Genomic DNA, 25,727 nt, shown 5'->3' on the forward strand with positions numbered 1-25,727 from the left:
ATGAACAGGATAAATTACGCCTATGTCTAACGGATTGTCCCTCAAAAAAGATTTGGCAAAAATACTGCTGTATTCGCTGTTATCTCTATTCCTGATACCAGCATTTACTTACTGGTTTTCTCAACATGTGGAAAACAAACAGGATGAAAAATTTCTCAGTTTTGTATCACAGCAAATTGATACAGACAGCAAGCTGAGCGCTGAAGAGAAATTCCAGCAGCAAGAATTTTTCCGTCTGTACCCACCGTCTAAAATCTGTGACAGCAATATAGCCGAAGCCGCCAGTTACAGAGAACGTGTATGCGCACGCTATTCAGATAATTGGCAATTCATTATGGCCAAAAAAGTCTCGGCCTGGACCATTGTTGGTGGAGTGGTCTTGCTGATCAGTGTGCTCTTGCTCGGTGCTTTCGCCTTCCTCAATGAAAAAGCCCAGTACCTGAGTTTTGTCACAGGCTGGCGTGTGCTGACCTTGAGTTGCACTGCCGGGACAATCGCCCAGGGCGCGATGCTGATGTGGCTGTCGTTCTGGGTCACGGCGTATTTCATGAACCGCTATTCCATCAAGCTGATAGGCGTGGCCGTCATCTTTGTCGCAATTGCGGTGTTCTATGTCATCGTCAGCATCTTTAAACGTGTTAATAACAATCACCAGATCCAGGGTGAACTGATTTCTGAACAGGCAGCGCCGGGTTTGTGGCAACGCATACGTGACCTGGCGGCACGTTTGAAGACAGCAGCGCCAGATAATATCGTCGCAGGTATCGATGCCAATTTCTTTGTCACTGAATCCCCCTTGAATGTCAGCGGCAGGAGCTTGCGTGGACGCAGCCTGTTCATCAGCATCCCGCTGCTACGCCTGCTGAGTCAGTCAGAAGCGGATGCCGTGCTGGCACATGAGCTGGCACACTTCCGTGGTGGCGATACGGCAAACAGCGCTGCGCTGGGCCCCAAGCTGGCGCAATATGATCAATACTGTTTTGAGATGCGTAGCGCCCATGTGCCTACTGTGTTTTATCTGATGTGCCTGTATCGCATGATTTTTGAAATTGCCTCTGCGCGCAATAGCCGTGACCGTGAATTTCTGGCTGACCGCATCGCCGCCAAAGTGATTGCACCTGCAGCAGTCACTTATTCACTAATCAAGATTGCGGCTTATGCCAACTACAGGAACGAAATCGAAAACCAGCTGTTTTCACGTAATGAAAGACATGGTGCCAGTGTAGGGATAGCACAATTTGTGGCGTCAGGCCTACATCCATATGCGCGCTCGTCCGCTTTCATCGACACCATGAAACATGCGAGCGTGCCGCACCCCTACGACAGCCATCCCAAGATGACTGAGCGCATGAAGAACGTTGGCCATGTGATAGCCGAAGCTGATTACGGTGCCATCGTCACCAGCGTACCTGCACAAACCTGGGCAGCCGATATACAGATTGCCGACGAGATTGAAGCGCGTTTGTGGACCAGTTATGAAGAAGATTTTTCACAGGCACATGAACATAGCCTGGCCTATCGCTATGAGCCAGCCAATGAAGAAGAACAGGCACTGGTGTTGCGCTACTTCCCACCGGTGGAATTTTCCCTGAGCGAGGGCAAAGCCATACAAGTGACCTATGCGGGCTGGATCTTGCCCGATGAAACCGAGCCGCTGGCCTGGGACAGGGTAGATACCTATGAATATGAAGATGGCATGCTGTCGGACACACTGACCATCAAGCACCCGGAAAAAGGCATGCTGGGTGCCAAATCGACCAAGGTAAAGCTCGCCGGTATCAAGAAAGTGCGGGAAGAGTTCAAGAATGTCTCTGGCCATTACTGGCACAGGCATCAGGTCATGCGGCATCAACAGGCCTTGCAATAAATCTGTTCTGCTACTCCAGCAAAAATCCCGTCCAGGCAGGCGGGATTTTTTTATTGTGTACGCTGAGCTGTACGGACAAGGCTGCGGACAGTGTGGACAATCAGAAATAAATAAAATACCCATATAAATCAATGACTTAAAACTGGCACACTTTCTGCTAAACAGTATGCAAACTGTTTAATGGAAACATCATGATAAGAGACACTTCAGGCCAGGATACTGTGTTGGCCGTCAATCAAGGACAAAAACGCAAGCGCGTCATCATTGCTGGCATCGCCACGCTGGTGGGCGTTACTGGCCTGGTATTACTGATGTCAGCCTGGCGTAGCAGCAGTCAGTCTGTCAGTGCATCACGCTTGCGCATCGCCACCGTCAGCCATGGCACCCTGGTTCGGGATGCCTCGGTGAATGGCCGTATCGTCGCTGCCATCAGCCCGACCTTGTATTCCAGCGCCGGTGGTACCGTGACCTTGAAAGCCAATGCGGGCGACACCGTCAAGAAAGGCGATATCGTCGCCGAGATAGAGTCCCCTGACCTCAACGACCAGCTCAAACGCGAACAATCAAATACCGAGCAACTGGAAGCAGAAGTCGCCCGCCAGCAAATCCTCGCCAAGAAACAAAAACTGATCGCCAGACGTGATGCCGACCAGGCCGAGATAGACCGCGTAGCAGCCCAGCGCGCCTTCCAGCGCATAGAAGCAGCGGGCGTTGTTGGCGTGGTAGCCAAGAATGATTTCCTGAAAGCCCAGGATGCCATGCGATCTACCGAAATACGCTCCAAGCATGCAGCACAGGCAGCAGACCTGGAAAACGAAGATGTGACGCTGGAATTAAAAACCAAGATGAGCCAGTTGCAACGCCAGCGCCTCGCCCTGGACTTTGCCAAACGCCGTGTCGATGAATTGAAGTTGCGTGCACCTGTCGATGGCATCATCGGCAGCCTGGCGATTTCCAACCGCAGTGTTGTGGCCGCCAATACAGCCTTGATGACACTGGTTGATCTGTCGCAACTTGAAGTCGAAGTCGAAATCCCTGAGTCATATATGACCGACCTGGGCTTGGGCATGAAGGCAGAAATCATGATCAACAATAACAAGGTCATGGGCACCCTGACCGCCATCTCGCCAGAAGTGGTAAAGAACCAGATACTTGCCAGAGTGCGTTTCAGCGGCAAACAGCCTGAAGGCTTGCGTCAGAGCCAGCGCGTCTCAGCCCGTTTGCTGATGGAAGAAAAAGCTAACGTCATGATCCTGCCACGCGGCCCCTTTGTCGAAGCAGACGGTGGACGCTTTGCCTATGTCGTCGAAAACGGTGTTGCCCAGCGCCGCCCCATCAAAATGGGTGCAACCAGTATCTCTGCAGTAGAAATTCTCAGTGGCTTGAAAGACGGCGACAAAGTCGTGATATCGGGTACCGATACATTTGAAAGCGCGAACAGCGTTTCGATTAATAACTGATCAATAACTAATTAATTTAAGAAGGAATATCCCATGTTACGCATGAAAAACCTCAGCAAAGTTTACCGTACGCATCTGATCGAAACCCATGCCCTGCGCGGCTTTGACATCCATGTCAAGGAAGGTGAATTCGTCACCGTGACCGGACCATCCGGTTCTGGCAAAACCACCTTCCTGAACATTGCCGGTTTGCTGGAAGAATTCAATGATGGTGATTATCTGCTCGATGGCATCAATGTCAAAGGCATGAACGACAATGCCCGCACCCGTTTGCGAAATGAAAAATTGGGGTTCATTTTCCAGGGTTTCAACCTCATCCCTGACCTGAACCTGTTCGACAATGTCGATGTACCTTTGCGCTATCGCGGCTTCAATACGGCTGAACGCAAGGAACGCATAGAAGATGCACTGGCACAGGTTGGCCTGGCTTCACGCATGAAACATTATCCGGCTGAATTGTCTGGTGGTCAGCAACAACGCGTGGCGATTGCCCGCGCGCTGGCAGGCTCACCAAAATTGCTGCTGGCCGATGAACCTACCGGTAACCTCGATACCCAGATGGCACGTAGCGTCATGGAATTACTGGAAGAAATCAATGCCAAGGGCACAACCATCCTGATGGTAACGCATGACCCTGAACTGGCAGTACGGGCCCAGCGCAATGTGCATATCATTGACGGACAGGTCAGTGATCTGGTGCGCAAGGTGCCCTCACTTTACGATGCCAAGGCCGATATTGCATCTGCCAATGAAGTTGACAGTTCGGCAGTCGCCTGAGGAGTCGCATAATGTTTCGTTATTATTTTTTACTCGGCATCCGTAGCCTGCGCCGCAACCCTGCCCTGACTGCCCTGATGGTACTGACCCTGGCAGTTGGCGTTGCTGCCAGTATCTCTACCCTGACGATCCTGCATGTGATGTCGGGTGACCCGATACCACACAAAAGCAATCGCCTGTTCACTCCTGTGATGGATAACGGTCCGTTGAAAGGATACACGCCTGACGACAAGCCAAATGACACCCAGATGAGTTACCGGGATGTCATGAATCATTTGCCAGCCAAGATAGGCGAGAGGCGTGCAGCGATGTACGGCATATTGATGGCCATAGAACCGGCACGCAAAGACTTGCCTGCGATAGAACCGGAAGGTGCGGCAGTCACCAAGGATTTCTTTGCCATGTTTGATACGCCGTTTTTATATGGACAGGGATGGACTGAAAACGATGATGCAAAAGCCGCGGACGTAGTCGTACTTGGGAAAAAAATGGCCGACAAGCTATACGGCAATACCAATCCTGTTGGTCAGTACCTGACCATGATAGGTCACCAGTTCAAGATAGTCGGCGTACTTGATACCTGGGAACCAAGTCCGCGCTTTTACCGCAATGCCACCTTTGGCGTGCAGGAAGATTTCTTCATTCCTCTGGCCAGCGCCATCCGGCATGAAATTACCCATGCAGGCGGCATGGGCTGCACTGGCGACACCGCTCCTGGCTGGCAAGGGCGACTGGATTCTGAATGTACATGGCTGAGCTTCTGGTTTGAATTGAAATCAGAAAGCCAACGCCCTGAACTGCAAAGCTACCTCGACAATTATGCATCCGAGCAGCGCAAGCTTGGGCGTTACATGCGCCAGGCAAAAAACAAACTGTTTAATGTCATGGAATGGCTGGAAGAATCCAAGGTAGTGGGCAACGATAACAAACTGTCTGCCTGGCTGGCATTTGGCTTCCTGTTGCTGTGTCTGGTAAATACCGTGGGTCTGTTACTGGCGAAATTTTCTGTGCGGGCATCGGAAGTCGGCGTACGGCGTGCACTGGGCGCATCCCGTAAAGAGATCTTCAATCAATTTCTCATCGAAAGCAGTGTCATCGGCCTGGCTGGTGGTGTTGCGGGACTGTTGCTGGCATTTGGTGCACTTGCCCTGATCGCCAACCAATCCAAACAACTGACTGTCGTGGCACATATGGACTGGCAAATGCTGAGCATTACCTTTGTGATGTCAGTCACCGCTGCCATATTGGCGGGCTTGTTCCCGACCTGGCGTGCATGCCAGGTGACGCCTGCCATACAACTCAAATCACAATGAGGCTATCATGAAACTCAATCTCGAAATTCGCCCCATTTTATCTGCGCTGCTGCGCAGCAAGACCGGTGCCATCCTGGTGGCCCTCCAGGTTGCCATCAGCCTGGCAATTTTAACCAACGCTGTCTATATTGTTCAATTGCGCATGGAAGTGGTAGCACGACCGAGCGGTGTCGCAGAAGAAAACGACCTGTTTTCCATCAATATCAGCAACCGCAAAGTCGCCGATCATGCCGAGCAGATCGCCACGCAAAAACAAGAAGAAGCAACCATACGCGGGGTCTCTGGCGTGCAGGGCGTGACAAGAGTCAGCCAGACACCATTATCCTGGTCCGGCAGTACCACTGGTGTTTCGCTGGACAGGAAGCAGGCTGCCACCAGTGCCAACGTATCGATGTATATCGCATCGGAATCCGTGATGAAACTCTGGGGTCTGAAGCTGGCCGATGGGCGTGACTTCAATCAGGGTGAATTCCGTGAAATTGACACCAGCACCAGCAAGGAATTTCCCAATGTCGTCATCATTACCAAGGCACTCGCAGAAAAACTTTTCCCAGGTCAGGCCAGTGTCGTTGGCAAAACCATTTATTTTGGTACAGGTGACGATGCGTATGAGAGCAGGGTCATCGGTGTGCTTGAACGTTTGCAAACCCATGCTGCCCAGATTGGTGCAAAAGGTGAAATCTCGGTTGTCTTGCCCATACGCATGTCAAATGACCCCTACTCCAAGTATTCGGTACGCGCCGAACCTGGCCAGCGTGAACGGGTAATGAAGGATGTTGAGATGGCACTGAGAAAAGCATCTGCTACACCTATCATCGTCAATTTGCGCAGCTTTCAGGAGGACAGATCCAGACGCTACCGCGCTGACAATGGCCTGGCCTGGATGCTGATCGCAGTCTGCGTGCTGCTCTTGCTGGTCACTGCCAGTGGTATCGTCGGTATTTCCAGCCTGTGGGTCACGCAACGGCGCAAGCATATCGGTGTGCGCCGCGCACTGGGTGCGCGCAAGATAGACGTGTTGCGTTACTTCGTCACAGAAAACTTCATGATCACCACTTTTGGTATCGCCTGTGGCCTTGCCCTCGCCATAGGGTTGAACCAGTTATTGGTCAGCAAGCTGGAACTGACCAAATTGCCTGCAGCTTATTTGCTCGGAGGCAGTGTAATTTTCTGGATACTTGGTATCATCGCGGTGGTGGGACCGGCGGCACGTGCTGCGTCGATTTCACCAGCCACTGCTACCCGCAGTACCTGAAGTACTACAACCCCTGAGTTTTGAAAACGCAAACACTGACAATGCCTACCGTATTAATTATTGATGACAATGCCACCGTCGCGGTGGCACTGGAAGTGCTGTTTTCCCTGCATGATATTGATGCGGTCTGCGCCACATCGCCAGAACAGGGCCTGGCGATGCTGGAGCATCAGGCTGTCGATCTGGTGATACAGGACATGAACTTCACCGCCGATACCACCTCTGGTGATGAAGGCCGTGCCCTGTTCACTGAAATTCGCAAACGCTACCCTGACCTGCCTGTGATCCTGCTGACAGCCTGGACACATCTGGATGCGGCCGTTGAACTGATCAGGTCAGGCGCTGCCGATTATCTCGGTAAACCCTGGAATGACCAGAAACTGCTGACCACCGTCAGGAACCTGATCGAACTCGGGCAAAGCAACCGCGCCCTGCAACAAAGGCTGCAACGCGAACGCAAGCAAAAACGCGAGCTGGAGCAAAAATTCAATCTCTGCAACCTGGTCTGGAATGATGCTGCGACCGAGCGCGTGCTGGGCATGGCTTGCCAGGTCGCCCGTGCCGATGTGCCGGTACTGATCACCGGACCAAATGGTGCAGGCAAGGAAAGAATCGCTGAAATCATACAAGCCAATTCCAGCGTCAAGGATGGCCCTTTTGTCGTGCTCAATTGTGGTGCCCTGCCAGCGGAACTGATAGAAGCAGAACTGTTTGGTGCCGAAGCGGGTGCTTATACCGGGGCCAGCAAGGCGCGCGAAGGCAAGTTTGAAGCAGCCGATGGCGGCACCCTGTTCCTTGATGAAATCGGTAACCTGCCGCTGGCCGGGCAAATGAAATTATTGCGGGTGCTGGAAACCGGGCGCTTTGAAAGACTGGGCTCGAACAAGGAAAGACAGGTCAAGGTACGCGTCTTGAGCGCCACCAATGCTGATTTGCCAGCCATGATCAAGGCAGGCAGCTTCCGCCAGGATTTGCTGTATCGCCTCAACGTCATAGAATTGCATTTGCCCACGCTGGCAGAGCGCACTGGCGACATCTTGCCGCTGGCAGAATACTTCCTCAACAATGGCAAGACCCTGCATCCCAGCACGGCATCGGCACTGGTGCAATATGCATGGCCGGGCAATGTCAGGGAACTCAAAAATGTCATGCAGCGCGCCTGCCTGCTGGCCGCCAAAACTGAAATCATGCCAGCCGACCTTGGCCTGCCATTGTCGAATAGCTGGGTCAATGAGCAAGAGCCCGACAAAGAGGCGATAGAACGCGCCCTGCAAAAATCGCATGGCGTGGTGGCCCAGGCTGCCGCCGAACTGGGCCTGAGCCGCCAGGCCTTGTACCGGCGTATGGACAGGCTGGGCATCAGCCGTAGCGCATGACAGACCACAAAGCTCCATCAGCAAGCGCTAGCGTTCCCGGCAAGCGTCCGCTGTTTTCCATGCTCACGCGACTGAGCCTGTTGATGATCGCGATTTTATTGCTGGCAGTTGCAGTCAGCATGCTCATGCTGCATTTACTGCCAGACCAGGTCTGGCTGGCTGCCGGACTCAGTTTGCTGATTATCTTGCCCTTGGGTGTGGGCATCTTGCGCAGCCAGTTGCAAGCCATGATACGTTTATTCCACACCCTGGCTGGCACAGTCATCAGTTATCAGGACAATGATTTTTCCATCGGTGTGCACTGGCCCTTGCAAGACGAGTTGGGTGAACTGGTAGATGCCCACAATGCCTTGGGCGATGTCTTGCGCAAGCAAAGATTGAATCTGGTACAGCGTGAATTGCTGCTTGATACCATGGTGCAGAACACGCCAGTGGCGATGATGCTGGTGGCTGACCATGGCCCCATTGTCTTCGCCAATATCGCGGCCAGGCAATTGCTGAACCAGGGGCGCAAACTCGAAGGTTTCAGTTTCAATGAGGTGATGACGCAAGTCTCGGCCTCGTTGCGCGAGGCCATACTGCGCGGTGGCGATGGCTTGTTCACAGTAGCAGCCAAAGATGCAGAAGAAGAGGAAGAGGTGTATCACCTGGCACGCCGCCACTTCAGCCTGAATGGCCGCCATCATGAATTATTTTTGCTGCGCCACCTGACGGTGGAATTGCGCCGCCAGGAAGTGCAGACCTGGAAAAAAGTCATACGTGTGATCAGTCATGAACTCAATAACTCATTGGCACCGATAGCCTCGCTGGCAAATTCTGCTGCGGTACTGGTAGGCCGTGGCCAGACCGAACGTCTGCCTGGCATCTTGCTCACGATAGAAGAACGCACCCGCCATCTGGAAAGTTTTATCGATGGTTATGCACGCTTCGCCAAACTACCGACACCGAGGCTGGAGAGTACGCACTGGGATAGCTTTATCGCTGGCCTGAAGTCGCAAGTCATCTTCACCGTGACTGACAGCTTGCCTGAAGAACCTGTCAACCTCGACAGGGCACAAATGGAACATGCGCTGCTGAACCTGTTGAAGAATGCCCATGAGTCTGGCTCAAGGGAAGATGAAGTATTTCTAAACATACGCAACTTGCAAGGCGTCATACGCATAGAAGTCATGGACAGGGGCAGCGGCATGACAGATACGGTGATGTCGAATGCCCTGATCCCCTTTTACTCCACCAAACGCAGTGGCACAGGCCTGGGCCTGGCACTGGTGCGTGAAATCATAGAAGCACATGGCGGCAGGATCAGCCTGCAAAACCGTGAAGGCGGCGGCCTGAACGTCAGCCTGTTCCTGCCTTTATCACCCTAAGCAAATTAAGAAAATGCCACTGGCAAAACCATCAACATGCACAGCCCGGCGGCACGGCGGTTGCTGGCCGTGATGCTGCCGCCGTGCGCCTGTATCACGCGCTGGGTAATCGCCAGCCCCAGGCCATAGCCTTCGCTGCTTTGTTCTGCCAGCACACTACGGTAGAAAGGCTGGAAGATACTCTGCAATTCAGCTTCCGGCACGCCTTCGCCCTCATCCAGGATGGATACATGTAATTGCGTGCCCAGTACTTCTGCGTGTAGGGTCACGGCAGTATCGGGACGGGTATGCCGTATCGCATTGCGCAAGACATTTTCCATCGCGCGGTGCAGCAATTCATAGCGCCCCAGTACGCACACCTTGCTGATGGCATCGGCAGAATATTCTGTCTTGAACGCCTTGCCTGCGGTCTTCGCTTCAAAGTGGGCATTGTCAGTCAGGTCAGCGAATAATTCGTCCATGTGTATCAGGTCTTGCCCTGCATGGGCGCCTGCTTCGAGACGCGACAGTGTCAGGATTTCACCGACCAGCTTATCCATGCGCACGGCTTCCCTGTCCATGCGCACCATGTATTCTTCTGCCTTGTCCGGCTGCTGGCGCGCCAGGCCTATCGCTGCCTGTAAACGTGCCAGTGGTGAGCGCAATTCATGTGACACATCATGCAAGAGGCGGCGCTGGTTTTGCAGGGAACCTGTCAACTGCTCGGCCATGCGGTCAAAGTCACGGCCCAGCTCTGTCAATTCGTCCTTGCGCTTACCCATGCTGTCTCCTATGCGCGTCTGTAGTTTGCCGCCTGCCAGCTCATGAAAAGCCTCGCTGAGCCGGCGTATAGGCTTGGACATATACCAGGCCATCAGGGCCGCAAACAGCAGGCTGGCAAACAGGGCAACTACCATGGGAATGAAGGCACGCGAATCGCCGCCGTCATGCGGTGGCTTGCGCATACCCATAGGCACCGGCCCAGGCTCACCAGGCGGACCACCGGGTCTGGCTGCGTCACGGAAATCCGGACCGGGACCATGTTTGAATTCAGAACCGGGGCCGGGGCCACGCCTGTCTTCATGCCGGGGTTTGTCGGGCTGCACAGTCATTGCGGCAGCCCTGGCCATCTCTTCATTGCTGCGCTTGATCCAGAAGGTCACACTGATACCGGCGATTGCCGTCAATTGCGCCAACCAGATGAAGAAAAAGAATTTCCAGAACAAGCGACCGAGTTTCAGCATACTGAGTTTAGGCATCATTACTCGCTTATTCACTTACTCGCGCGTCAGCATATAACCCTGGCGATATACCGTCTGTATGACAGTACGGCCATCGGCAAAGGCGCTGATCTTTTGTCGTATGCTGCTGAGGTGAACATCGATATTGCGGTCGAATCTGGCCAGTGGGCGGCCCAAGCCCTGCTCGGACAATTCATTCTTGCTGACGGTTTGTCCGGCATTTCTTGCCAATAACTCCAGCAAGGTGAATTCAGTGCTGGTCAGGTCCAGCATTTTATTATTCCATTCTGCCCGGCGTTGCCCTGGCCATATCTGCAAGGCACCAACGACCAGGCATAATCGGTCCTGGTCGGCATTCATGCCACTCTCGGTACGGCGCAGGATGGCCCTGAGCCTGGCCAGCAATTCTCGTGGTGTACATGGCTTGGGCACATAATCATCGGCCCCCAGTTCAAGACCGATGATGCGGTCGACATCATCGCCACGCGCCGTCAGCATCAGCACCGGCATGCGGCTGTGCTCGCGTATGCGGCGCAGGGCTTCGATGCCATTCATGCGCGGCATCATGACATCCAGTACGGCAATCGCATGCTGGCCGGACAGAGCGTCTGTCACCGCCTGCTCACCATCATGCACAGTAGTAATGGCAAAGCCCTCACGCTCAAGATATTCCTTGAGCATGCCTACCAGTTCGACATCATCGTCTGCGAGCAGTACCTTGGTCATGTTGTGTATGGGTATAAATTTTATGTATGGGCTCAGGTATTGATAATAACAAAGCCATTCATACACGCGTGCAAATTTACCTGCTTTTACAGTCCGGCAATTTCCAGGACACAAAATCCTTACCTAACTTTACCTTTGCTTTACTGCACTTAACAAGTCATCAAGACACAATGCAGCAACACTAATGTAATACCCACAGCGAGGAAAACACATCATGGAAAAGCATGGCAATCAACTGGAAACCGATCTTCATACCCTGATGCAGTCATCTGCCTCACGCAGGCAAATGCTGCGCTGGATATCGGCGGGTGGCGCTGCGACCTTGCTGGGTTGTGGCGGCGGTAGTGACGCCTCCACGGCAACATCGACATCATCAACGACAAGCACCACAGGTACAACTACGGGCACTAGCACAAGCACGGGAACAACAGGCAGCACGACTTCCTCCTGCAGCATCATCCCGGAAGAAACTGCCGGACCTTATCCCGGTGACGGCAGTAACAGCAATGGTGTAAGTATTGCCAATGCGCTGGCGCTGTCCGGCATAGTACGCAGTGATATACGTTCCAGTATTGCCGGTGCCAGCGGTGTGGCGGCAGGTGTGCCCTTGACCATCAAACTGCAACTCGTGAATACCAAAACCAGTTGCGCCTCTCTGGCGGGTTATGCGATCTATCTGTGGCATTGTGACAGGGATGGCAATTATTCCATGTATTCATCCGGCATCACTGCTGAGAACTATCTGCGCGGCGTGCAGGAGACAGACAGCAGCGGCAGTGTCAGTTTCACCACAATCTTCCCTGGTTGCTATTCAGGACGTATCCCGCATGTACATTTCGAGGTTTATCCCAGCGTGAGCAAGATCAGCAGTGCCAATAACAAGGTCAAGACTTCGCAATTCACCTTCCCTATGGCAACTTTGAATGAAGCCTACCAGGCCACGGGCTATACCACCAGCGTGCGCAACCTGTCGCAGATCACGTATGCAACAGACAATGTTTTCAGTGATGGCACCAGCCTGCAAATGGTCAGCGTAACTGGCAATGCCACACAGGGTTATGTCGTGACCCTGACCGTAGGCATTTCCGTATAAAACTTACAATGCCGGGGACAGAAGCAACTTGTTTTGCTCCCGGTATTTGCATAGAATCGGGTTTTATTTCTACTCTTTTCAAGAAAGGAGGAAATATGGAAGTTCTAAAGTATGCCATCAGCGGCATACGCAACTTTGGTACCTTTGCCAGCTCTTGTCCTGAATCCATCGCGCAGCGATAAAAGGCGAGAGCACATATATCCCATCACCCTCCGGGCCAGTTCTCGGCTCATTATCGTTAGCGCTCCTGTTGACGTGGATGTTTGCATCCCAAAACAAAGACAAGAGCATGACTACCTTATTATCTGCACAAGCATTACAACTCGACACCAGCCACGGTGTTTTATTCCAAAACCTTAACCTCACCCTGCAAGTCGGTCAACGCATAGGCTTGATAGGTCACAACGGTAGTGGCAAATCGACCTTGCTCTCCCTGCTGGCAGGACAACGTAGCACCAATAGCGGCAGCATACAGATGGCACGCCTGTGCCGCCTGCAATATGTAGAGCAACATCTGCCACCTGCTCTGCATGCGCTGAGCCTGTACGATGCGATGCTGGATGCCATCAATGACCAGCCAGAATTGCACTGGCGTGTCGATAGTCTCTTGCAAGAACTCGGCATCGATGCAAGCACTGCCGGGGTAGCCGTACAATCCCTGTCAGGTGGCCAACATACCCGCCTGCTATTGGGCCGTGCCTTATTACGCGACCCCAATCTCTTGCTGCTGGACGAGCCCAGCAATCATCTCGACTTGCCATCGCTGTTATGGCTGGAAGAATTTTTGCTGAACTGGAAAGGCGCATTTGTGCTGGTGTCACATGACCAGCGCCTGCTGAACCGTGTGACACGACAAAGCTGGATCTTGCGTGACCGGCAAATCACCTGCTTTGACCAGCCCTGCTCTGACGCCCTGCAATCCCTGGCTTTGGCGGATGAAGCCGCACAGGCCAGACGTGATGCAGAGCAATCTGAAATTGACAGGCTGGCAGCCAGCAGCAAGCGTCTGGCCATCTGGGGCAGTGTGTATGACAATGAAAAACTGGCACGCAAAGCCAAGACCATGCAAAAACGGGCAGACCGGCTGAAGGAAGAACAAACCACAGTCACCGAAGGCCAGCCCTGGACTTTGCAATTGCATGGCAAGGCATCGCCTGCCAATCATTTATTGCAACTTGAGAACCTGACAGTCAGGGCAGCGGCTGGTTTGCCAGCGCTGTTCAAACTGGAGCAATTCGGTGTACGGCCGGGTGACAAGATTGCCCTGCTTGGCGCGAATGGCACGGGCAAATCTTCACTGCTCAGGCAGTGCTGGCAAGCGATACAGTCAGGCCAGGAGTCAGACCAAAAACCCGACCAAAAATCAACACAGGACAGCGAACACATCAGTTGGCATGCGGCAGCGCAGATCGGTTATTACGACCAGTCTTTGCAACAACTGAATAGCGATGCCAGTCTGCCTGATGCTCTGTATCCCTTTGTCGCTGGCTCTGATACTGCCAGGACAGAACTGGCACGCAAGCAGGCACTGATCTCAGCAGGCTTTCCTTATCACCGGCATCAGCAAAAAGTGGCATCGCTGAGTGGTGGTGAGCGGGCACGTCTGTTGTTTTTGGCACTCTCACTGGCCAGCTACCATTTGCTGTTTCTCGATGAGCCAACCAATCATCTGGACATGCAGGGCAAGCAGGAATTGACAGAAGCACTGGCAGGATTTGCCGGTGGCTTTTTGCTGGTATCGCATGACCGGGATTTGATAGAGCAAAGCTGCCAGGAATTCTGGGTAGTACAGGATGGCCGTCTGGAAAGATGGCTGGATGCAGAAAGTGCCTATGAATGCCTGCGGCAAAAACAGCCTGCATCTGAAGTTAGGCAAACAATGCCGGCTACACCTGACACACTGCATAGTAAAGTTAGCGAGACAGTGCTCAGTGATACAGAGCTGGCTTTGCAAAGATTATGTGAACTGGAAGAATTATTGCAAGCTGATCTGGCGCGCAAACCCAGGCACCAAAAGCCACAACAACAGGCAAGCTGGCATCAGGAAATGGCAGATTTAAATCAGTTTCTTGGTCTGAATTAATTCGCCTGACCAGCAGAAAGTCGTTCCCGTGGAGCACAACATCAGGCAAGCAAGATGTCGTGCTCCGTTTTTTTAACTGCCGGGCAAACCCTGGTCACACCACATGCATGCCTCACGCTGACTATCGGTACGCATGCTGCATGCCGGGCATGCCACCAGGTTTTCTTTTTGTGTTGAAGCGTTTGAAAATACCCTGAAAAATATCCATACAGCCAGGGCAGCAAATCCCACAAAGAAAACCAGATATACCGCAGCAGAAGCAGATATCCAGTCCTGCTGTACCGCCAGCGCGATCAACAGCAACAACACTGCACTGAAAACTGATATTCTGAACAAGAATTTCATCTTGCGTATCCCTTATATATTTCCTTATCCCTCATCCCTTAGTCCAGGTTCATGCGAGCGGAAAGCGTATGAGCAATTGCGTCCCGGCTACGGGCGAGGACTGCAATTCAATCTCACCATTAAAAGCCACCACGCGCTCGCGCATACCGGTGATGCCTATGCCAGCAGAGCTGTGGTGTATATCAAAACCCACACCATTGTCGCTAACCTCTATCTGCAAACTCTTTTGCTCTTCCAGCATGGTCAGGGCCACTTCCACTTGTGTCGCCCCGGCGTGCTTCATGACGTTGGACAAGGCTTCTTGGATGATGCGATAAACTGAAATTGCCAGCCCGCTATCGAGCCCTGAAAAATCTCCGTCGCTATCAAAATGAAACTGGCAGCCTGGCACATTGCTGTTGTAATGCCTGAGCATGTCTTCGACCGCACCTTGCAAGCCCAGCATATCCAATACTTCAGGCCGCAGGCGGCGCACCAGGTTGCGGCCATTGGCATATAAATCCAGCGTCAGTTTGGTGATGGCTCTGGCGCGCTCCTGGATTTCTTCACTGGCACCATCAGCGGCCATCTGCGCAGCAAGGTGCTGTATGCGTTGAGCTTCCAGCCTTGCGGCAATCAATGAGGCATTCAGTTCATCGTGTATTTCTATAGCGATGCTCTTGCGTTCATCTTCTACTATGCTGTGCACCTTTTGTATGAGCTTGCGTTTCTCTGCATTGGCCTTTAACGCTTCATTGCGCGACTCCATCAAATCACGCGTTCTTTCCTGCACCTTGTTTTCCAGATCCTGTTTGGCCTGTTGCAGGCTGATGGACATGGCATTGATAGAAATCTGCAAGTCCCCTATTTCGCCACCCGTAGTCACTTCCAGCGTATTCGAATAATCACCTTCACGTATCTCACGCAAGGTTTCTATGGATTTTTGCAAGGGCCGCGTCAGGCTCAATGCCAGATAGACTGCCAGCACCGCGCTGACAAACAAAGCCAGCCCACTCATCGCCAGTTCAAACATGAAGCGCTGGCTATGTTTGGCCAACATGCGCGTCGCTGACATCGTGACCCTGACATAACCCAACATATCTGCATCTTTACTATCCTTGCTGGCCGTGGTCAGGGGCAAGACACCTGATGTCGCAGTCCTGGATTCTTTGAGCAAATTCACCCACACCAGTTGACGTCTGACTGGTACTTCGACCGAATGTTCCGCTTGCTGGATTTTTTCTGTAGAGATGACGTGCAGGATGTCTTTCTTGTCCGTATCGAGCACATCTATCCTGGCAATGCTGCGGTCTGACAGCATGACATCGCTCATGGTGCTTTTCAGGCCGGGCAGGTTTTTGGTCAGCAGGTTGTATTCCACACTCTCGGCCAGTGCTGTGGAGATCACATAGGCACGCTCCAGCAATTCTGCCTTGCCCTCCTGCAGGCGCGACTGATAGGAATACCAGACTACCGAGCAAAACATGTAGATCACTGGCACAAAGATGATGAGGAACAGGCGCGAGCGCAAATCCCAGTTGCGCCAGAGCAGCGCGGCAAAATTCATTGCGGCACTGCCTTGATCAAGACGGATACCAATGCGTACATCTTTGTCTGCAACAGCATCACGGTGCAATCAATCCATGTTTCACTGCTAGTTTGGTAATATAGGCAGGGCGATGTACACCCAGTTTTTCCTTAATGGCCTGGCTGACATTACTGATGGTTTTTAATGACAGGTCCAGCCGCTCGGCGATCTCGGCATTGGTCAGGCCTTCTGCCATGAGTTTGAAAATTTCCAGGTCACGCTCATTCAATAATGATTGTGGCGATTCATCCCCGCGCACCGACAGATTCGCCAGACGCTCTGCGATCTGCGGCAGGAAATACAATTCCCCCTGATGGGCGCGCTGCACAGCGGTTGCAAGGTCAGCCGGATCACAGTCCTTGGTCACAAAGGCCTTGGCACCGAGGCGATAAGCCTCCTTGATCAGCGCATCCTGATCAAACTGACTCAGGAAGACAATCTTTGCATCGGCAAACTGCGCAAGGATATCGCGTGCGGCATCCAGGCCAGTCAGGTCGGCACCAAAGCGTATGTCCAGTATCACGACATCCGGCTTCAAGGCTGCATATTGCTCAAACGCCTCCTGCGGTGTCCTGGCCTGCCCCAGCACGCTAATCCCCAAACTACCCAGCGACATGGCAAAACCCGTCATCACGATGGGATGATCATCAGCCAGCAATACCCGTATGCCATTTTGCATAATTACAACACCTTATAGATTAGCAGAGTTAATTACTCATCAAACGCAATAGTAATGCTTTTTACTAGCAATTGCATTAGCAGTAGCGCATAAAGTATGGACCATAGTGACAAAGGCGATTATTAACGGGGTTTTTCAATCCCGGCTGCGGCGGTAACCAGAGCAGCAAGTAGAAATGAAACGGGGATATTTTTTCTTTCAGGCAACGCGGAAACGATGAAATCGGCAATAAATGCCTCATGTGAGAAGCCACAAATCACAAAATAAATAAAATAAATGCTTTTCAAGTGACATTTTTATTGCTATCGTAAAGCACATGGATTGCACATAAATGCCATTTTCAACTACTCCCACAGTTAAGAAACGGCAAAAACAGTTGCATCTCCAAGCCAGCCCCGGCATGTGCTTGCGCCACGCCGGGCCAGATCCCAAACCTGGAGAACAAAATGGAATTTACACAAAACCAGCAACATCCCTTCAAGCGCATGTCACGTTTGGGTGTAGTCGCCGTGCTGCATGTGGCCCTGTTGGCTGCTTTGCTTAACAGCATGAAGATCAAGATCAGCCCGCCAGTTTTTTTTAAACCCGAGTCAATTCACGAAATTGAAAAAATCAAACCTGTAGAACCCGACCATCACCCAAGTACACCCAAGACTTTGGCCCCGCCCATAAATCCGCCTATCGCGCCTCCGACAGTGGTACCGGATAATCCACCGTCCGTTACCCCTCCTGTAGTACGTGGTGGCAAAACCGATGACGGCGAGACAGGGAAAGTCATTGAAGGCACAGGCGTGTCGGGTGGCGGTACCGGGACAGGCACTCAAGCTGTAAAGAACCCGGTCCATGTTGCAGCCGTCGTCGATATGAGCCGCTGTGAAAAGCCCGCCTATCCAGCAAGGTCGATACGTATTGGAGAGACCGGGACAGTGACACTAGCCATGCTGATAGGTACAGATGGGCGTGTGCTTGAAACCAAAACAGAGGGTAGCAGTGGCTCACGCGACCTCGACAAGGCAGCCAGCCAGGCTCTGTCACTGTGTCGTTTCACACCCGGCACCATCGATGGTGTAGCACAGCAAAGCTGGACCAGGGTGCAGTATGTCTGGAAGATAGATTAATCAGGAAGGGAAACAACAAGACAAGTCATTCCCAATGTCTTTCCCGCTTTGCCGCTTTCCCGTTTTTCTGCCTGCCTGTCGTCCGGTACCTGCGACAGGCAAGGCAGTTTTTTTAAATAGAACTTACGCAAAACCGCGCCAAGCTTGCAGCCGACCGTACTTCCCAATTCGTCATAGCCGCGCAGGCGGGTATCCATGCCTGATCGGTCCCATCGGCCTTACTGCCAAGGTGGTTGACCAACGATGGATTCCCGCTAAAAGCATGTGGGAATGACGGTTTGGGGTACTCTGTATTTATTGTGCTCATTGTGCTCATTATGATGTCTGCATGGCCGAAACAAAAATCGTCCAGGCCAATTTTGTGTAAGTCCTATTAAATATGAACTGACACCTTACGAATAACGAGCAAGCCATGTACCGCAAATACAACCACTCCAGCTATCTTCGCGCCCTCTGCTTTTTTGTCAGCATGATGCTGGCTTCTTACACAACGGCTACTTTGCCTCCCGCGATCAATAGCGAAAAGGACTTACCTGTACTCATGGTCAATATTCAGGATCATGCGGCCACCTCAACTGCAGCAAGTATTCCTGCGTTTACACCCTATCACGGCGCTATCGAACGCTCACCTTATCTGGGCTGGATTGTCCTGATATGCGCATGGCTGCTGCCAGCAGGCATGCTGGTGGTAACGCTTGTTACCGTGTTTGACTTTCGCAAACGCAGGCGGGACGATGAATTATTTACTGCGGCCCTGGCAGCACACTAAATCAAGTCTGCATCTGCATTGACATGTCTTGGTCATACTGGCACTTTAGAATAACGGCCATCTAAAATCCCTCTAAGGAAAAGCCATGTCCAAGGATCGCAAGCCAAACAAGAGTGAACTGCAACGCCGCCAGTTCCTGTGCAATGCCAGCGCCAGTGCTGCTGCCATCATAGCAGCAACCGGCCTGCCCAAAATCGTACGCGCACAAACAGCACCCGCACTCATCACCTCAGACAAGCTGCGCCCGCAATTGCCCTGTGGCGTCATGAGCGGCGACATCACGCGCGACAAAGCCATCATCTGGAGCCGCACTGACAGGCCAGCACGCATGTTGCTTGAGTATGCCAATAACGAAGCTTTCAAAAATGCTGCCAGCATCAATGGCTCGCTGGCCGTACCCGGCACAGATTACACAGCACGCATAGACTTGAGCGGTTTACCCGCAGGCCAACGCACTTATTACCGCGTGCGTTTCCAGGACCTGCAAAACCCGTCTGCTGTCAGTGAGGCAGTACAAGGCAGTTTGCTGCTGCCAGGCGGCAAAGAACGCGATATCACATTTGCATTCTCAGGTGATGAAGCGGGCCAGGGCTGGGGCATTAATGAAGCTTTTGGCGGTTACCGTATTTATGAAAGCATGCGCCGCTTCCAGCCTGATTTTTTCATTCACTCAGGCGACCAGATTTATGCTGACGGCCCCATACAGGCGCAAGTCAAACTGGATGATGGCAGCCTGTGGAATAACATCACCACACCCGCCAAGTCCAAAGTCGCAGAAACCCTGGACGATTATCGCGGCAATTTTGCCTATAACTTCTTGGACGCCAGCAAGCGCCGCTTTGCTGCCGAAGTACCCTTCCTGGTGCAATGGGATGATCATGAAGTACGCAATAACTGGTACCCAGGCCAGCAAATAGGCGAAGCAGAAAAACGTTACCAGCAGCGTGATCTGAATACCCTGGCAGCAAATGCACGCAGGGCCATGTTTGAATACAATCCCTACCGCATAGACCAGCATGATCCAGACCGTATCTACCGCATGTTCAGCTACGGCCCTCTGCTGGAAGTATTCATGCTTGATGAGCGCAGCTACCGTGGCAAGAATTCACCGAATCTGCAAACGACATTGAATGATGACGCAGCCTTCCTCGGCAAGCCACAACTGCAATGGCTGAAACAGGCACTGCTGCGTTCACGCGCTACCTGGAAAGTCATCGCCAGCGACATGCCCATCTCCATTGTCGTACCAGACCTGAACCCCGATGTCCCCAAAGGAACTTATGAAGCCTGGGCTAATGGCGACAACGGCAAACCACTGGGACGCGAACTGGAAATTGCTGAGATACTCAAATTCATCAAGCAGCACAATATCAAGAACGTGGTCTGGGTCACCGCCGATGTCCACTATGCAGCGGCGACTTATTACACGCCGGAGAAAGCTAAATTTACCGACTTCAAACCCTTCTGGGAATTTGTCGGCGGCCCCTTGAATGCGGGTACCTTTGGCCCGAATGAAGTCGATCAAACCTTTGGACCCGATGTGAAATATGTCAGCGTGCCGCAGGGCATGAAACAAAACCGCTCACCAGCAGAATTGCTGCAATTCTTTGGCATTGCGAAAATTGATGCGAAGACCAAGGCGATGACCGTGTCCATCCACGACATCGATGGCAAGAGCTTGTATAAAGTCGATATCAATCCAGAAGCCTGACAGGCTTTCAGTTACCGATGTATTTCAAAAAGCAAAAAGCCTGGTGAACACCAGGCTTTTTTACTATTGGACTGCCACAAGATTATTTATACACAGTGACCGGCTCAGTATTTTGAACAGGCACAACAGGCTGCCCATTTTGTACGCGGCCATACTGGCCACGGTTGGCGCCGCGTGGTGCACCGAACTGCACTAACAACTCATCATAGGCTGCATCAGCCAGGCTGCGGGAAGTCTCTTGCATGACCTTGCCACGGTTGAAGACTACGCGGTCACCGGCACGGCTGATGATCTTGGTATCGACACCAGAACCGCTGGCGCTGAAAGCTGCCTTGATTTCATAGGTCTTGGTATTGATCAGGCTAAAGTCAGCAACCAGGTCCAGTGACAGGCTGGCTGTCATGGAGTTGCCGTATTGCAGCTGATTACTCTCCTGGCGGAACTGGATATTGCTTACAGTACCAAACAAGACATAATCAGCACCAGGGTACATGCCCTGCTTGATACGGCCTATGATGTCATAGATTTTTTCCATGGGCTTGCCGACATAAGGGCGTGCCTGTACCAGGGAAACACCACCACCCTTGATCAATGCGCCTTTGAGGTCAGCGGTATAAGTCTTCAATTCACCACGGTCGATATAGGTATAGAAACCTTCGGCTTCGTAGTAATTGCTTTCGCTCTTGGCGTTCACATTGCCGCGCTGGGAGTAACTGTGATCGGTTTCACGCTCACTATAGCTGCCCTTGACACTGCTCTTGCTGGAAGCAGAAACCACACGGAAATATTCACTGACTTTTTCTTCATAAGTCAGGTCAGTCACCGCAATTTTTGGGATGGTCATTTTTTGTTCAGCTGCAACAGCAGAAAATGCCGCTACCGAGCAAAACAAGCCTGCCATCAGTTTTTTCAGATTCAACATCGTATTGCCTCTTTAAGAAAATAGCGCTTCAGAATGACGCACGAAATTAACGCTTGGAAGTTTTACGAATTTCTTTTTCGTCTTGCCATTCGATGGAACCATCTTCAATGTCATACAGCTTCAGGGTCATTTTGTAGAACACGTCCTTGGTGTTGGCATTTTGCTTGACGATAGAAACAATCTCGCCTTCCAGGGAATATTTGGCAGCAGTCATATTGCCCACTTTTGCCTTGCCCTGTGCCTTGTACAAACCACTCTGGTTCTGGCGCTGCAATTCATCCACGCCTTGTTGCATTTCATCGGCACTACGGGTGAACTTGACCTTGCGGCTTTTCACGAGTGCGGTCTGGATGGTGTTCATGATGGACTTGGTATCGATGTATTCGCTGGTCTTGTTGCGTACACCGGCCAAAGTCATGGTCGGGCGATTTGCCAGTACTGGGTCTTCCAGCAGGGAACCGACCATTTTTTCTGCAATCATTTGCAGGTCAGTAGAACCAAACTCATTGGTGACAGTTTCTACCGCCTTGTTGTCGCCATAACTAACCTGGCGAGCCAGGCTGACTGTAGGCTGGGACAACCTGGTCTGGCAGGCAGTCAGTGAGAGGCCAAGCAAGACGACGAGCGCGCAGCTTTTGGACAGTGAGGAAATGCGTTTCATAAATACTCCGTAAAAAATAATCTTGTTACTGTTCACTATTTCACTATAGGTGATTAGCGTGGTTCTGCGCTGAGCTCTATCCTGAAATCCGTCGCTTGCGGACCATAAGCCGTGCCTTTGACGAACTGGCTTTGCTGGCCCAGTATCATCAATGGTTTCCAGACTTCGCCATCACCTACCTGCATGCCTGCTGCATCAGTCCAGCGGAAGCGGTAATACACACGGACATCGCGGTTGGTCAGGTTGACCATCTCGGCCTGCACGACCATGACATCATTCTTGCGTTGTGAACGCAGGTCAGTCACCTGCACACCTTCTAGCGTGCCACGCACCATCAATTTGGCAGCAATACCGGGCGAAGATGCATTCGGGATATCCTGGGCCATGACAGGGGTGACAAAGCAGGCAGCCAGCAAAGCCGTGCATGCCGCAAATTGTTTGGAAATCAGTTTCATATATCCTCTTCTATCCTATAAATCAGTTGGATTTGGTGCCGGTGGTGCTGACTGTACTGGTGTTGGCCGTTGCGGCATTGGCTTTCACTACAGGTTTTGCCTTGACTGCTTGCTTGCCCTTGACAGGTGGCTTAGGTGCTTCTGCCGCTTTGGTTTCTGGCTCGGCCTGCAATTGTGCGACAGGCGTCACGCTGCCAAATTTTGCCAGGTCACCCAGGTAAGTCTTGTCCTGGTATACGCGCACAGGAACCACCATGTAGCGGCCATCGACCGTGATCTTGCTTGATTCTCCACGATTGCCAAAATTCAGATCATAATCGCCTGGAGGCAAAAATGCACGGGCGACAAACACGCGGTCTGGCAAACTGCGCCACATGCGGTCATCTGCCGGGCTCTCAGTCGCAGCAACTGCCAGATTGGCTGCCAGGCCAGCGAGTGCACCAAAGTTTTTATTTACCTGGTCCTGCACCAGACCCTTGGTAATGGCGCGCACCGCAGCACGTGTATAAATACCTGGCAATTCATCTTTCAAGGCCTTACGTGCCATGACGTTGAAGTCGGTGACCAGCGCGGTAGGCAGCATTTGATTACCAACACGGATACTGTTGATGACAGGTGCATTCGGGTCAGGGTAAATCACCGGGAAAGCAAACGAGATCGTCACCAGGCCACGGCCAGTAGGTATTGGGAAGGCGATTTTCTTGGATTGGCGAGCAGGTGAATTACCCGCCTCAATGATGAACAGTACATCCGTCACGCCTTTCTTGCGGCGGAAGCTGGTGCGCTGATCCAGTCCTTTCAGGCCATCTTCGAGCACTGGCAGATCGGGGCGCAATTCTATCGCCTTGCGGTAACCAGGAGCAGCCAGGCCAGGCTCATTCAGGGCTTCATAAACAAAACCTGCAAGATAGTGGCTGAGGGCATTCTGATAACCGTTTTTCAGTTTCAGCACTTCAGGGTCGTTCAGGGTTTCTACCGGATAGCCATTGAGTTCCTTGCCGGTGGAACTGACGCCTTTGTCCTTGGCTTCTTTCTCTGCTTCGGCTGTTTCTTTAGCGCGGAATTCTGCAATAACGGCTTCACGCTCATGCGTGCGTTTGATATCTACGCGGGCAGTATCGAGGTCACCCAGGTTCAGCCTGTCCATGGCCATGCGCGTGGTCAGCATGACTTTTTCATAGTCCTGGCCTTCATAGTCGCGGCTGGCATCACCCATGATGGTAGCGCCAATCTGGCCCATGAGTTTTTGAGGTGAGGATTTGGCAGTTTCTTCCCAGATTTTGACTTTGGCATCGGCCACGTCAAAAGCGTCCAGGCTGTCCTTATAGCGCTTGCCTACGCGCAACAATTCACCCTTTTCCAGATTCAACAGCAAGTCGGTTTTGTTATTGCCTTGCGTTTGCGCTTCTACCTGCCTGATTGCTTCTTCAATCTGGCCAGATTTTGCAACGGAAAGTGAGGCAGCGACTTTGCTGTCATGCGTAGGCGTAGTCACGCAACCAGTCAGCACAAGTGCGGCAACAACAGGTGTCAGGGTAAAGGCTTTTAGGCGCATAGTTATCATTATTGATGAGCTTGTGTAAGAGGAAATGCAAAACGCACGCATGGAAATACCCACGCGTACGTATAGCCGCCAAGTATAGTAAGGCTTTGTTTTTTTGTCATGCCGTTTACTGCTACAAATCCAAAGTTCTTGTAACTAGTTGTAATGAAATGAAGGAAAATGAATACTGTTTCGATATGAATTGCCGAAGATCAATGAAACTGCAGCAAAACTAATGTTCAAGTAGCCACAAATCTATCTGATGCATGAAGTCAGGTAAATAGTTTTTATCTTTCGTAGCAAGGCTGTGACCAGCATCGGGGAAACGCCGTATTTCTATGGTTTTTCCTGCGGCCTGAAACCGTTGCTGCAACTGGGCAAACGCATTGATTGGAATTACCGGGTCAGCGTCTCCTGCCGCCAGCAATATGGGTATGTCCAGCGCCAGCAAATTGGCAGTTTGTGGAATGGCGGCAATCTCTGACCAGTACCGCCAGCTGCGGCCATGTATTTGATCAGTATCGGGATCGGTTGGCGTAACACTTAAGCCAGTCTGTAATTGCTGCCAGGCGGGCAGCATTGCAGGATTTTGCTTCGCCAGTGAGGCATACACATCCAGCGCATTCATGCCAGCATGCGACAATAAAACCAGATGCGTTGCGGGTAGTTGCTGCGCCAGTACGGGCGCCAGTTCTGCCCCTTCGGAAATACCCATGATGATCAGGCGTTGCGGTGCTTTGCCTTGGGCTTGCAGGCCCGCCATTTGCGCACGTATGAATTCCAGTTGATCCGCCTGCCAGCGGGATGGATGATCAGCAAGTTTGTAGGCAGCACCGCAAGAGGTACCGTTCGAACCTGGCAAGATGTGGCGCTTGTGCATGATGAAAATCCGCGTACGGCCACTCTCACCTTCGAGACCGGAAAAATACTGCGGCAAAAACGGCCCCATGCTGACACAGTCTGAACCAGAGATCACAAAGATCACATTGCGCAAAGGTGCATCGAAGTCTTGCTGCTGCCAGGGCTTTCTGTTCATGTCAAAATAAATCGCCTTGCCACCATCCCTGAACTGGAATTGATGGACATTGACTGCTAGCTGTTCACGCCGCAAATCGGCCACGCTGCAGGCACACAGCAGGCAACCTAGCATCATGGCTGCCAATCTCATGAATAGCCCGGGCATATCAGAAAGCGCGAGTCTGTACTTCATCATGGATTCCAGCATCGTAGCACTGCTGTCTGGAATAATGTGCTTGACAAAAAATGACGGACAGATTCCCTCCCTTTCAAGGGGAGGGCTAGGGCGGGGATGGATTTCGGTCAAGTGACCGTTACTTAATTTACAGAAGAATCGCCATGACATTGGTTGTACTTTGGTGCCAGAACAAGTCAAGATAATTATTATGAAAAGCAGTGAGCA

Annotated in this window: 24 protein-coding genes; 12 read left to right on the top strand and 12 right to left on the bottom strand. The window is 52.1% G+C overall.

The genetic code is table 11. The features are described 5' to 3' along the window. Positions 1–22 precede the first annotated feature (22 nt). The 7 genes from UNDYM_RS24435 (at position 23) to UNDYM_RS24465 (ending at position 9,415) form a co-directional block, all read left to right on the top strand. A complete protein-coding gene (locus tag UNDYM_RS24435; RefSeq protein ID WP_162043445.1) occupies positions 23–1,867 on the top strand; it encodes a M48 family metallopeptidase in 1,845 nt (614 codons plus the stop codon). A gap of 191 nt (positions 1,868–2,058) precedes the next feature. Then, positions 2,059–3,327, top strand: a complete 1,269-nt coding sequence (locus UNDYM_RS24440; RefSeq protein ID WP_162043446.1) for an efflux RND transporter periplasmic adaptor subunit — start codon at positions 2,059–2,061, stop codon at positions 3,325–3,327. Positions 3,328–3,360: 33 nt separating this feature from the next. Further along, positions 3,361–4,104, top strand: coding sequence for an ABC transporter ATP-binding protein (locus UNDYM_RS24445; protein WP_162043447.1), 744 nt, complete (start codon positions 3,361–3,363; stop codon positions 4,102–4,104). 11 nt (positions 4,105–4,115) lie between these two features. Continuing rightward, complete coding sequence (locus tag UNDYM_RS24450; RefSeq protein ID WP_162043448.1) at positions 4,116–5,417, top strand: ABC transporter permease; 1,302 nt, start codon at positions 4,116–4,118, stop codon at positions 5,415–5,417. A gap of 7 nt (positions 5,418–5,424) precedes the next feature. After that, positions 5,425–6,672 carry an ABC transporter permease gene (locus tag UNDYM_RS24455; RefSeq protein ID WP_162043449.1) on the top strand — a complete coding sequence of 416 codons (1,248 nt, stop codon included), beginning with the start codon at positions 5,425–5,427 and terminating at the stop codon, positions 6,670–6,672. Between the two features lie 41 nt (positions 6,673–6,713). Continuing rightward, positions 6,714–8,048 (top strand): sigma-54 dependent transcriptional regulator, encoded by a 1,335-nt coding sequence (locus UNDYM_RS24460; RefSeq protein ID WP_162043450.1) that lies wholly within the window; start codon positions 6,714–6,716, stop codon positions 8,046–8,048. Continuing rightward, complete coding sequence (locus UNDYM_RS24465; protein ID WP_162043451.1) at positions 8,045–9,415, top strand: PAS domain-containing sensor histidine kinase; 1,371 nt, start codon at positions 8,045–8,047, stop codon at positions 9,413–9,415. Before UNDYM_RS24460 ends, UNDYM_RS24465 begins: the two co-directional genes overlap by 4 nt. A 5-nt stretch (positions 9,416–9,420) precedes the next feature. Here the strand turns inward: UNDYM_RS24465 and UNDYM_RS24470 are convergent, their stop codons facing one another. Beyond that, the gene (locus tag UNDYM_RS24470) at positions 9,421–10,653 is read right to left on the bottom strand and encodes an ATP-binding protein (protein ID WP_232063585.1); all 1,233 of its coding nucleotides are present in this window, start codon (positions 10,651–10,653) and stop codon (positions 9,421–9,423) included. A gap of 18 nt (positions 10,654–10,671) precedes the next feature. Next, positions 10,672–11,361, bottom strand: coding sequence for a response regulator (locus UNDYM_RS24475; protein WP_162043452.1), 690 nt, complete (start codon positions 11,359–11,361; stop codon positions 10,672–10,674). Between the two features lie 214 nt (positions 11,362–11,575). On the opposite strand from UNDYM_RS24475, the gene UNDYM_RS24480 reads away from it, so the two are divergent. Beyond that, positions 11,576–12,454 (top strand): intradiol ring-cleavage dioxygenase, encoded by an 879-nt coding sequence (locus UNDYM_RS24480; protein WP_162043453.1) that lies wholly within the window; start codon positions 11,576–11,578, stop codon positions 12,452–12,454. 289 nt (positions 12,455–12,743) lie between these two features. Then, on the top strand, positions 12,744–14,537 hold the full coding sequence (locus UNDYM_RS24485; protein WP_162043454.1) for an ABC-F family ATP-binding cassette domain-containing protein: 1,794 nt from the start codon (positions 12,744–12,746) through the stop codon (positions 14,535–14,537). A 72-nt stretch (positions 14,538–14,609) separates the two neighbouring features. Here the strand turns inward: UNDYM_RS24485 and UNDYM_RS24490 are convergent, their stop codons facing one another. The 4 genes from UNDYM_RS24490 to UNDYM_RS24505 form a co-directional block, all read right to left on the bottom strand. Next, complete coding sequence (locus UNDYM_RS24490; RefSeq protein WP_162043455.1) at positions 14,610–14,882, bottom strand: DUF2614 family zinc ribbon-containing protein; 273 nt, start codon at positions 14,880–14,882, stop codon at positions 14,610–14,612. A gap of 49 nt (positions 14,883–14,931) precedes the next feature. Continuing rightward, positions 14,932–16,428, bottom strand: a complete 1,497-nt coding sequence (locus UNDYM_RS24495; protein WP_162043456.1) for a sensor histidine kinase — start codon at positions 16,426–16,428, stop codon at positions 14,932–14,934. Between the two features lie 58 nt (positions 16,429–16,486). Continuing rightward, entirely contained in the window at positions 16,487–17,128 is a 642-nt protein-coding gene (locus UNDYM_RS24500) for a response regulator transcription factor (RefSeq protein ID WP_162043457.1), read from the bottom strand. Positions 17,129–17,250: 122 nt separating this feature from the next. Then, positions 17,251–17,415 carry a hypothetical protein gene (locus tag UNDYM_RS24505; RefSeq protein WP_162043458.1) on the bottom strand — a complete coding sequence of 55 codons (165 nt, stop codon included), beginning with the start codon at positions 17,413–17,415 and terminating at the stop codon, positions 17,251–17,253. Positions 17,416–17,574: 159 nt separating this feature from the next. Here UNDYM_RS24505 and UNDYM_RS24510 point away from each other — a divergent pair, with 159 nt between their 5' ends. Beyond that, complete coding sequence (locus UNDYM_RS24510; protein WP_162043459.1) at positions 17,575–18,246, top strand: energy transducer TonB; 672 nt, start codon at positions 17,575–17,577, stop codon at positions 18,244–18,246. Here the strand turns inward: UNDYM_RS24510 and UNDYM_RS24515 are convergent. After that, positions 18,243–18,443: a hypothetical protein gene (locus UNDYM_RS24515; protein WP_162043460.1), complete on the bottom strand. Its 201-nt coding sequence runs from the start codon at positions 18,441–18,443 to the stop codon at positions 18,243–18,245. The two genes, UNDYM_RS24510 and UNDYM_RS24515, sit on opposite strands and share 4 nt — an antisense overlap. A gap of 215 nt (positions 18,444–18,658) precedes the next feature. On the opposite strand from UNDYM_RS24515, the gene UNDYM_RS24520 reads away from it, so the two are divergent. Both UNDYM_RS24520 and UNDYM_RS24525 read left to right on the top strand, forming a co-directional pair. Further along, positions 18,659–19,015 (top strand): hypothetical protein, encoded by a 357-nt coding sequence (locus UNDYM_RS24520; protein ID WP_162043461.1) that lies wholly within the window; start codon positions 18,659–18,661, stop codon positions 19,013–19,015. 85 nt (positions 19,016–19,100) lie between these two features. Further along, complete coding sequence (locus tag UNDYM_RS24525) at positions 19,101–20,726, top strand: alkaline phosphatase (protein ID WP_162043462.1); 1,626 nt, start codon at positions 19,101–19,103, stop codon at positions 20,724–20,726. Between the two features lie 82 nt (positions 20,727–20,808). Here UNDYM_RS24525 and UNDYM_RS24530 read toward each other — a convergent pair whose 3' ends face one another. From UNDYM_RS24530 to UNDYM_RS24550, 5 genes are all read right to left on the bottom strand, one after another. Beyond that, positions 20,809–21,648 (bottom strand): penicillin-binding protein activator LpoB, encoded by an 840-nt coding sequence (locus tag UNDYM_RS24530; RefSeq protein ID WP_162043463.1) that lies wholly within the window; start codon positions 21,646–21,648, stop codon positions 20,809–20,811. 46 nt (positions 21,649–21,694) lie between these two features. After that, a complete protein-coding gene (lpoB, locus tag UNDYM_RS24535; RefSeq protein WP_162043464.1) occupies positions 21,695–22,309 on the bottom strand; it encodes a penicillin-binding protein activator LpoB in 615 nt (204 codons plus the stop codon). Positions 22,310–22,362: 53 nt separating this feature from the next. Further along, entirely contained in the window at positions 22,363–22,764 is a 402-nt protein-coding gene (locus tag UNDYM_RS24540) for a YcfL family protein (protein WP_162043465.1), read from the bottom strand. Between the two features lie 22 nt (positions 22,765–22,786). Next, positions 22,787–24,328, bottom strand: a complete 1,542-nt coding sequence (locus UNDYM_RS24545; RefSeq protein ID WP_162043466.1) for a COG3014 family protein — start codon at positions 24,326–24,328, stop codon at positions 22,787–22,789. A gap of 211 nt (positions 24,329–24,539) precedes the next feature. Next, positions 24,540–25,517, bottom strand: a complete 978-nt coding sequence (locus UNDYM_RS24550; protein ID WP_162043467.1) for a S9 family peptidase — start codon at positions 25,515–25,517, stop codon at positions 24,540–24,542. Between the last annotated feature and the right edge of the window lie 210 nt (positions 25,518–25,727).

The organism is Undibacterium sp. YM2, from assembly GCF_009937975.1.
Taxonomy (GTDB): domain Bacteria; phylum Pseudomonadota; class Gammaproteobacteria; order Burkholderiales; family Burkholderiaceae_D; genus Undibacterium.

What these genes read in the sequence shown, in the direction of transcription:
- UNDYM_RS24515 (WP_162043460.1), bottom strand. Translation starts at nt 18,443, where the DNA reads ATGGATACCCGCCTGCGCGGCTATGACGAATTGGGAAGTACGGTCGGC.
- UNDYM_RS24520 (WP_162043461.1), top strand. Translation starts at nt 18,659, where the DNA reads ATGTACCGCAAATACAACCACTCCAGCTATCTTCGCGCCCTCTGCTTT.
- UNDYM_RS24540 (WP_162043465.1), bottom strand. Translation starts at nt 22,764, where the DNA reads ATGAAACTGATTTCCAAACAATTTGCGGCATGCACGGCTTTGCTGGCT.
- UNDYM_RS24445 (WP_162043447.1), top strand. Translation starts at nt 3,361, where the DNA reads ATGTTACGCATGAAAAACCTCAGCAAAGTTTACCGTACGCATCTGATC.
- UNDYM_RS24465 (WP_162043451.1), top strand. Translation starts at nt 8,045, where the DNA reads ATGACAGACCACAAAGCTCCATCAGCAAGCGCTAGCGTTCCCGGCAAG.
- UNDYM_RS24530 (WP_162043463.1), bottom strand. Translation starts at nt 21,648, where the DNA reads ATGTTGAATCTGAAAAAACTGATGGCAGGCTTGTTTTGCTCGGTAGCG.
- UNDYM_RS24485 (WP_162043454.1), top strand. Translation starts at nt 12,744, where the DNA reads ATGACTACCTTATTATCTGCACAAGCATTACAACTCGACACCAGCCAC.
- lpoB (WP_162043464.1), bottom strand. Translation starts at nt 22,309, where the DNA reads ATGAAACGCATTTCCTCACTGTCCAAAAGCTGCGCGCTCGTCGTCTTG.
- UNDYM_RS24455 (WP_162043449.1), top strand. Translation starts at nt 5,425, where the DNA reads ATGAAACTCAATCTCGAAATTCGCCCCATTTTATCTGCGCTGCTGCGC.
- UNDYM_RS24500 (WP_162043457.1), bottom strand. Translation starts at nt 17,128, where the DNA reads ATGCAAAATGGCATACGGGTATTGCTGGCTGATGATCATCCCATCGTG.
- UNDYM_RS24440 (WP_162043446.1), top strand. Translation starts at nt 2,059, where the DNA reads ATGATAAGAGACACTTCAGGCCAGGATACTGTGTTGGCCGTCAATCAA.
- UNDYM_RS24490 (WP_162043455.1), bottom strand. Translation starts at nt 14,882, where the DNA reads ATGAAATTCTTGTTCAGAATATCAGTTTTCAGTGCAGTGTTGTTGCTG.
- UNDYM_RS24545 (WP_162043466.1), bottom strand. Translation starts at nt 24,328, where the DNA reads ATGATAACTATGCGCCTAAAAGCCTTTACCCTGACACCTGTTGTTGCC.
- UNDYM_RS24450 (WP_162043448.1), top strand. Translation starts at nt 4,116, where the DNA reads ATGTTTCGTTATTATTTTTTACTCGGCATCCGTAGCCTGCGCCGCAAC.
- UNDYM_RS24475 (WP_162043452.1), bottom strand. Translation starts at nt 11,361, where the DNA reads ATGACCAAGGTACTGCTCGCAGACGATGATGTCGAACTGGTAGGCATG.
- UNDYM_RS24460 (WP_162043450.1), top strand. Translation starts at nt 6,714, where the DNA reads ATGCCTACCGTATTAATTATTGATGACAATGCCACCGTCGCGGTGGCA.
- UNDYM_RS24470 (WP_232063585.1), bottom strand. Translation starts at nt 10,653, where the DNA reads ATGCCTAAACTCAGTATGCTGAAACTCGGTCGCTTGTTCTGGAAATTC.
- UNDYM_RS24480 (WP_162043453.1), top strand. Translation starts at nt 11,576, where the DNA reads ATGGAAAAGCATGGCAATCAACTGGAAACCGATCTTCATACCCTGATG.
- UNDYM_RS24435 (WP_162043445.1), top strand. Translation starts at nt 23, where the DNA reads ATGTCTAACGGATTGTCCCTCAAAAAAGATTTGGCAAAAATACTGCTG.
- UNDYM_RS24550 (WP_162043467.1), bottom strand. Translation starts at nt 25,517, where the DNA reads ATGAAGTACAGACTCGCGCTTTCTGATATGCCCGGGCTATTCATGAGA.
- UNDYM_RS24510 (WP_162043459.1), top strand. Translation starts at nt 17,575, where the DNA reads ATGGAATTTACACAAAACCAGCAACATCCCTTCAAGCGCATGTCACGT.
- UNDYM_RS24525 (WP_162043462.1), top strand. Translation starts at nt 19,101, where the DNA reads ATGTCCAAGGATCGCAAGCCAAACAAGAGTGAACTGCAACGCCGCCAG.
- UNDYM_RS24495 (WP_162043456.1), bottom strand. Translation starts at nt 16,428, where the DNA reads ATGAATTTTGCCGCGCTGCTCTGGCGCAACTGGGATTTGCGCTCGCGC.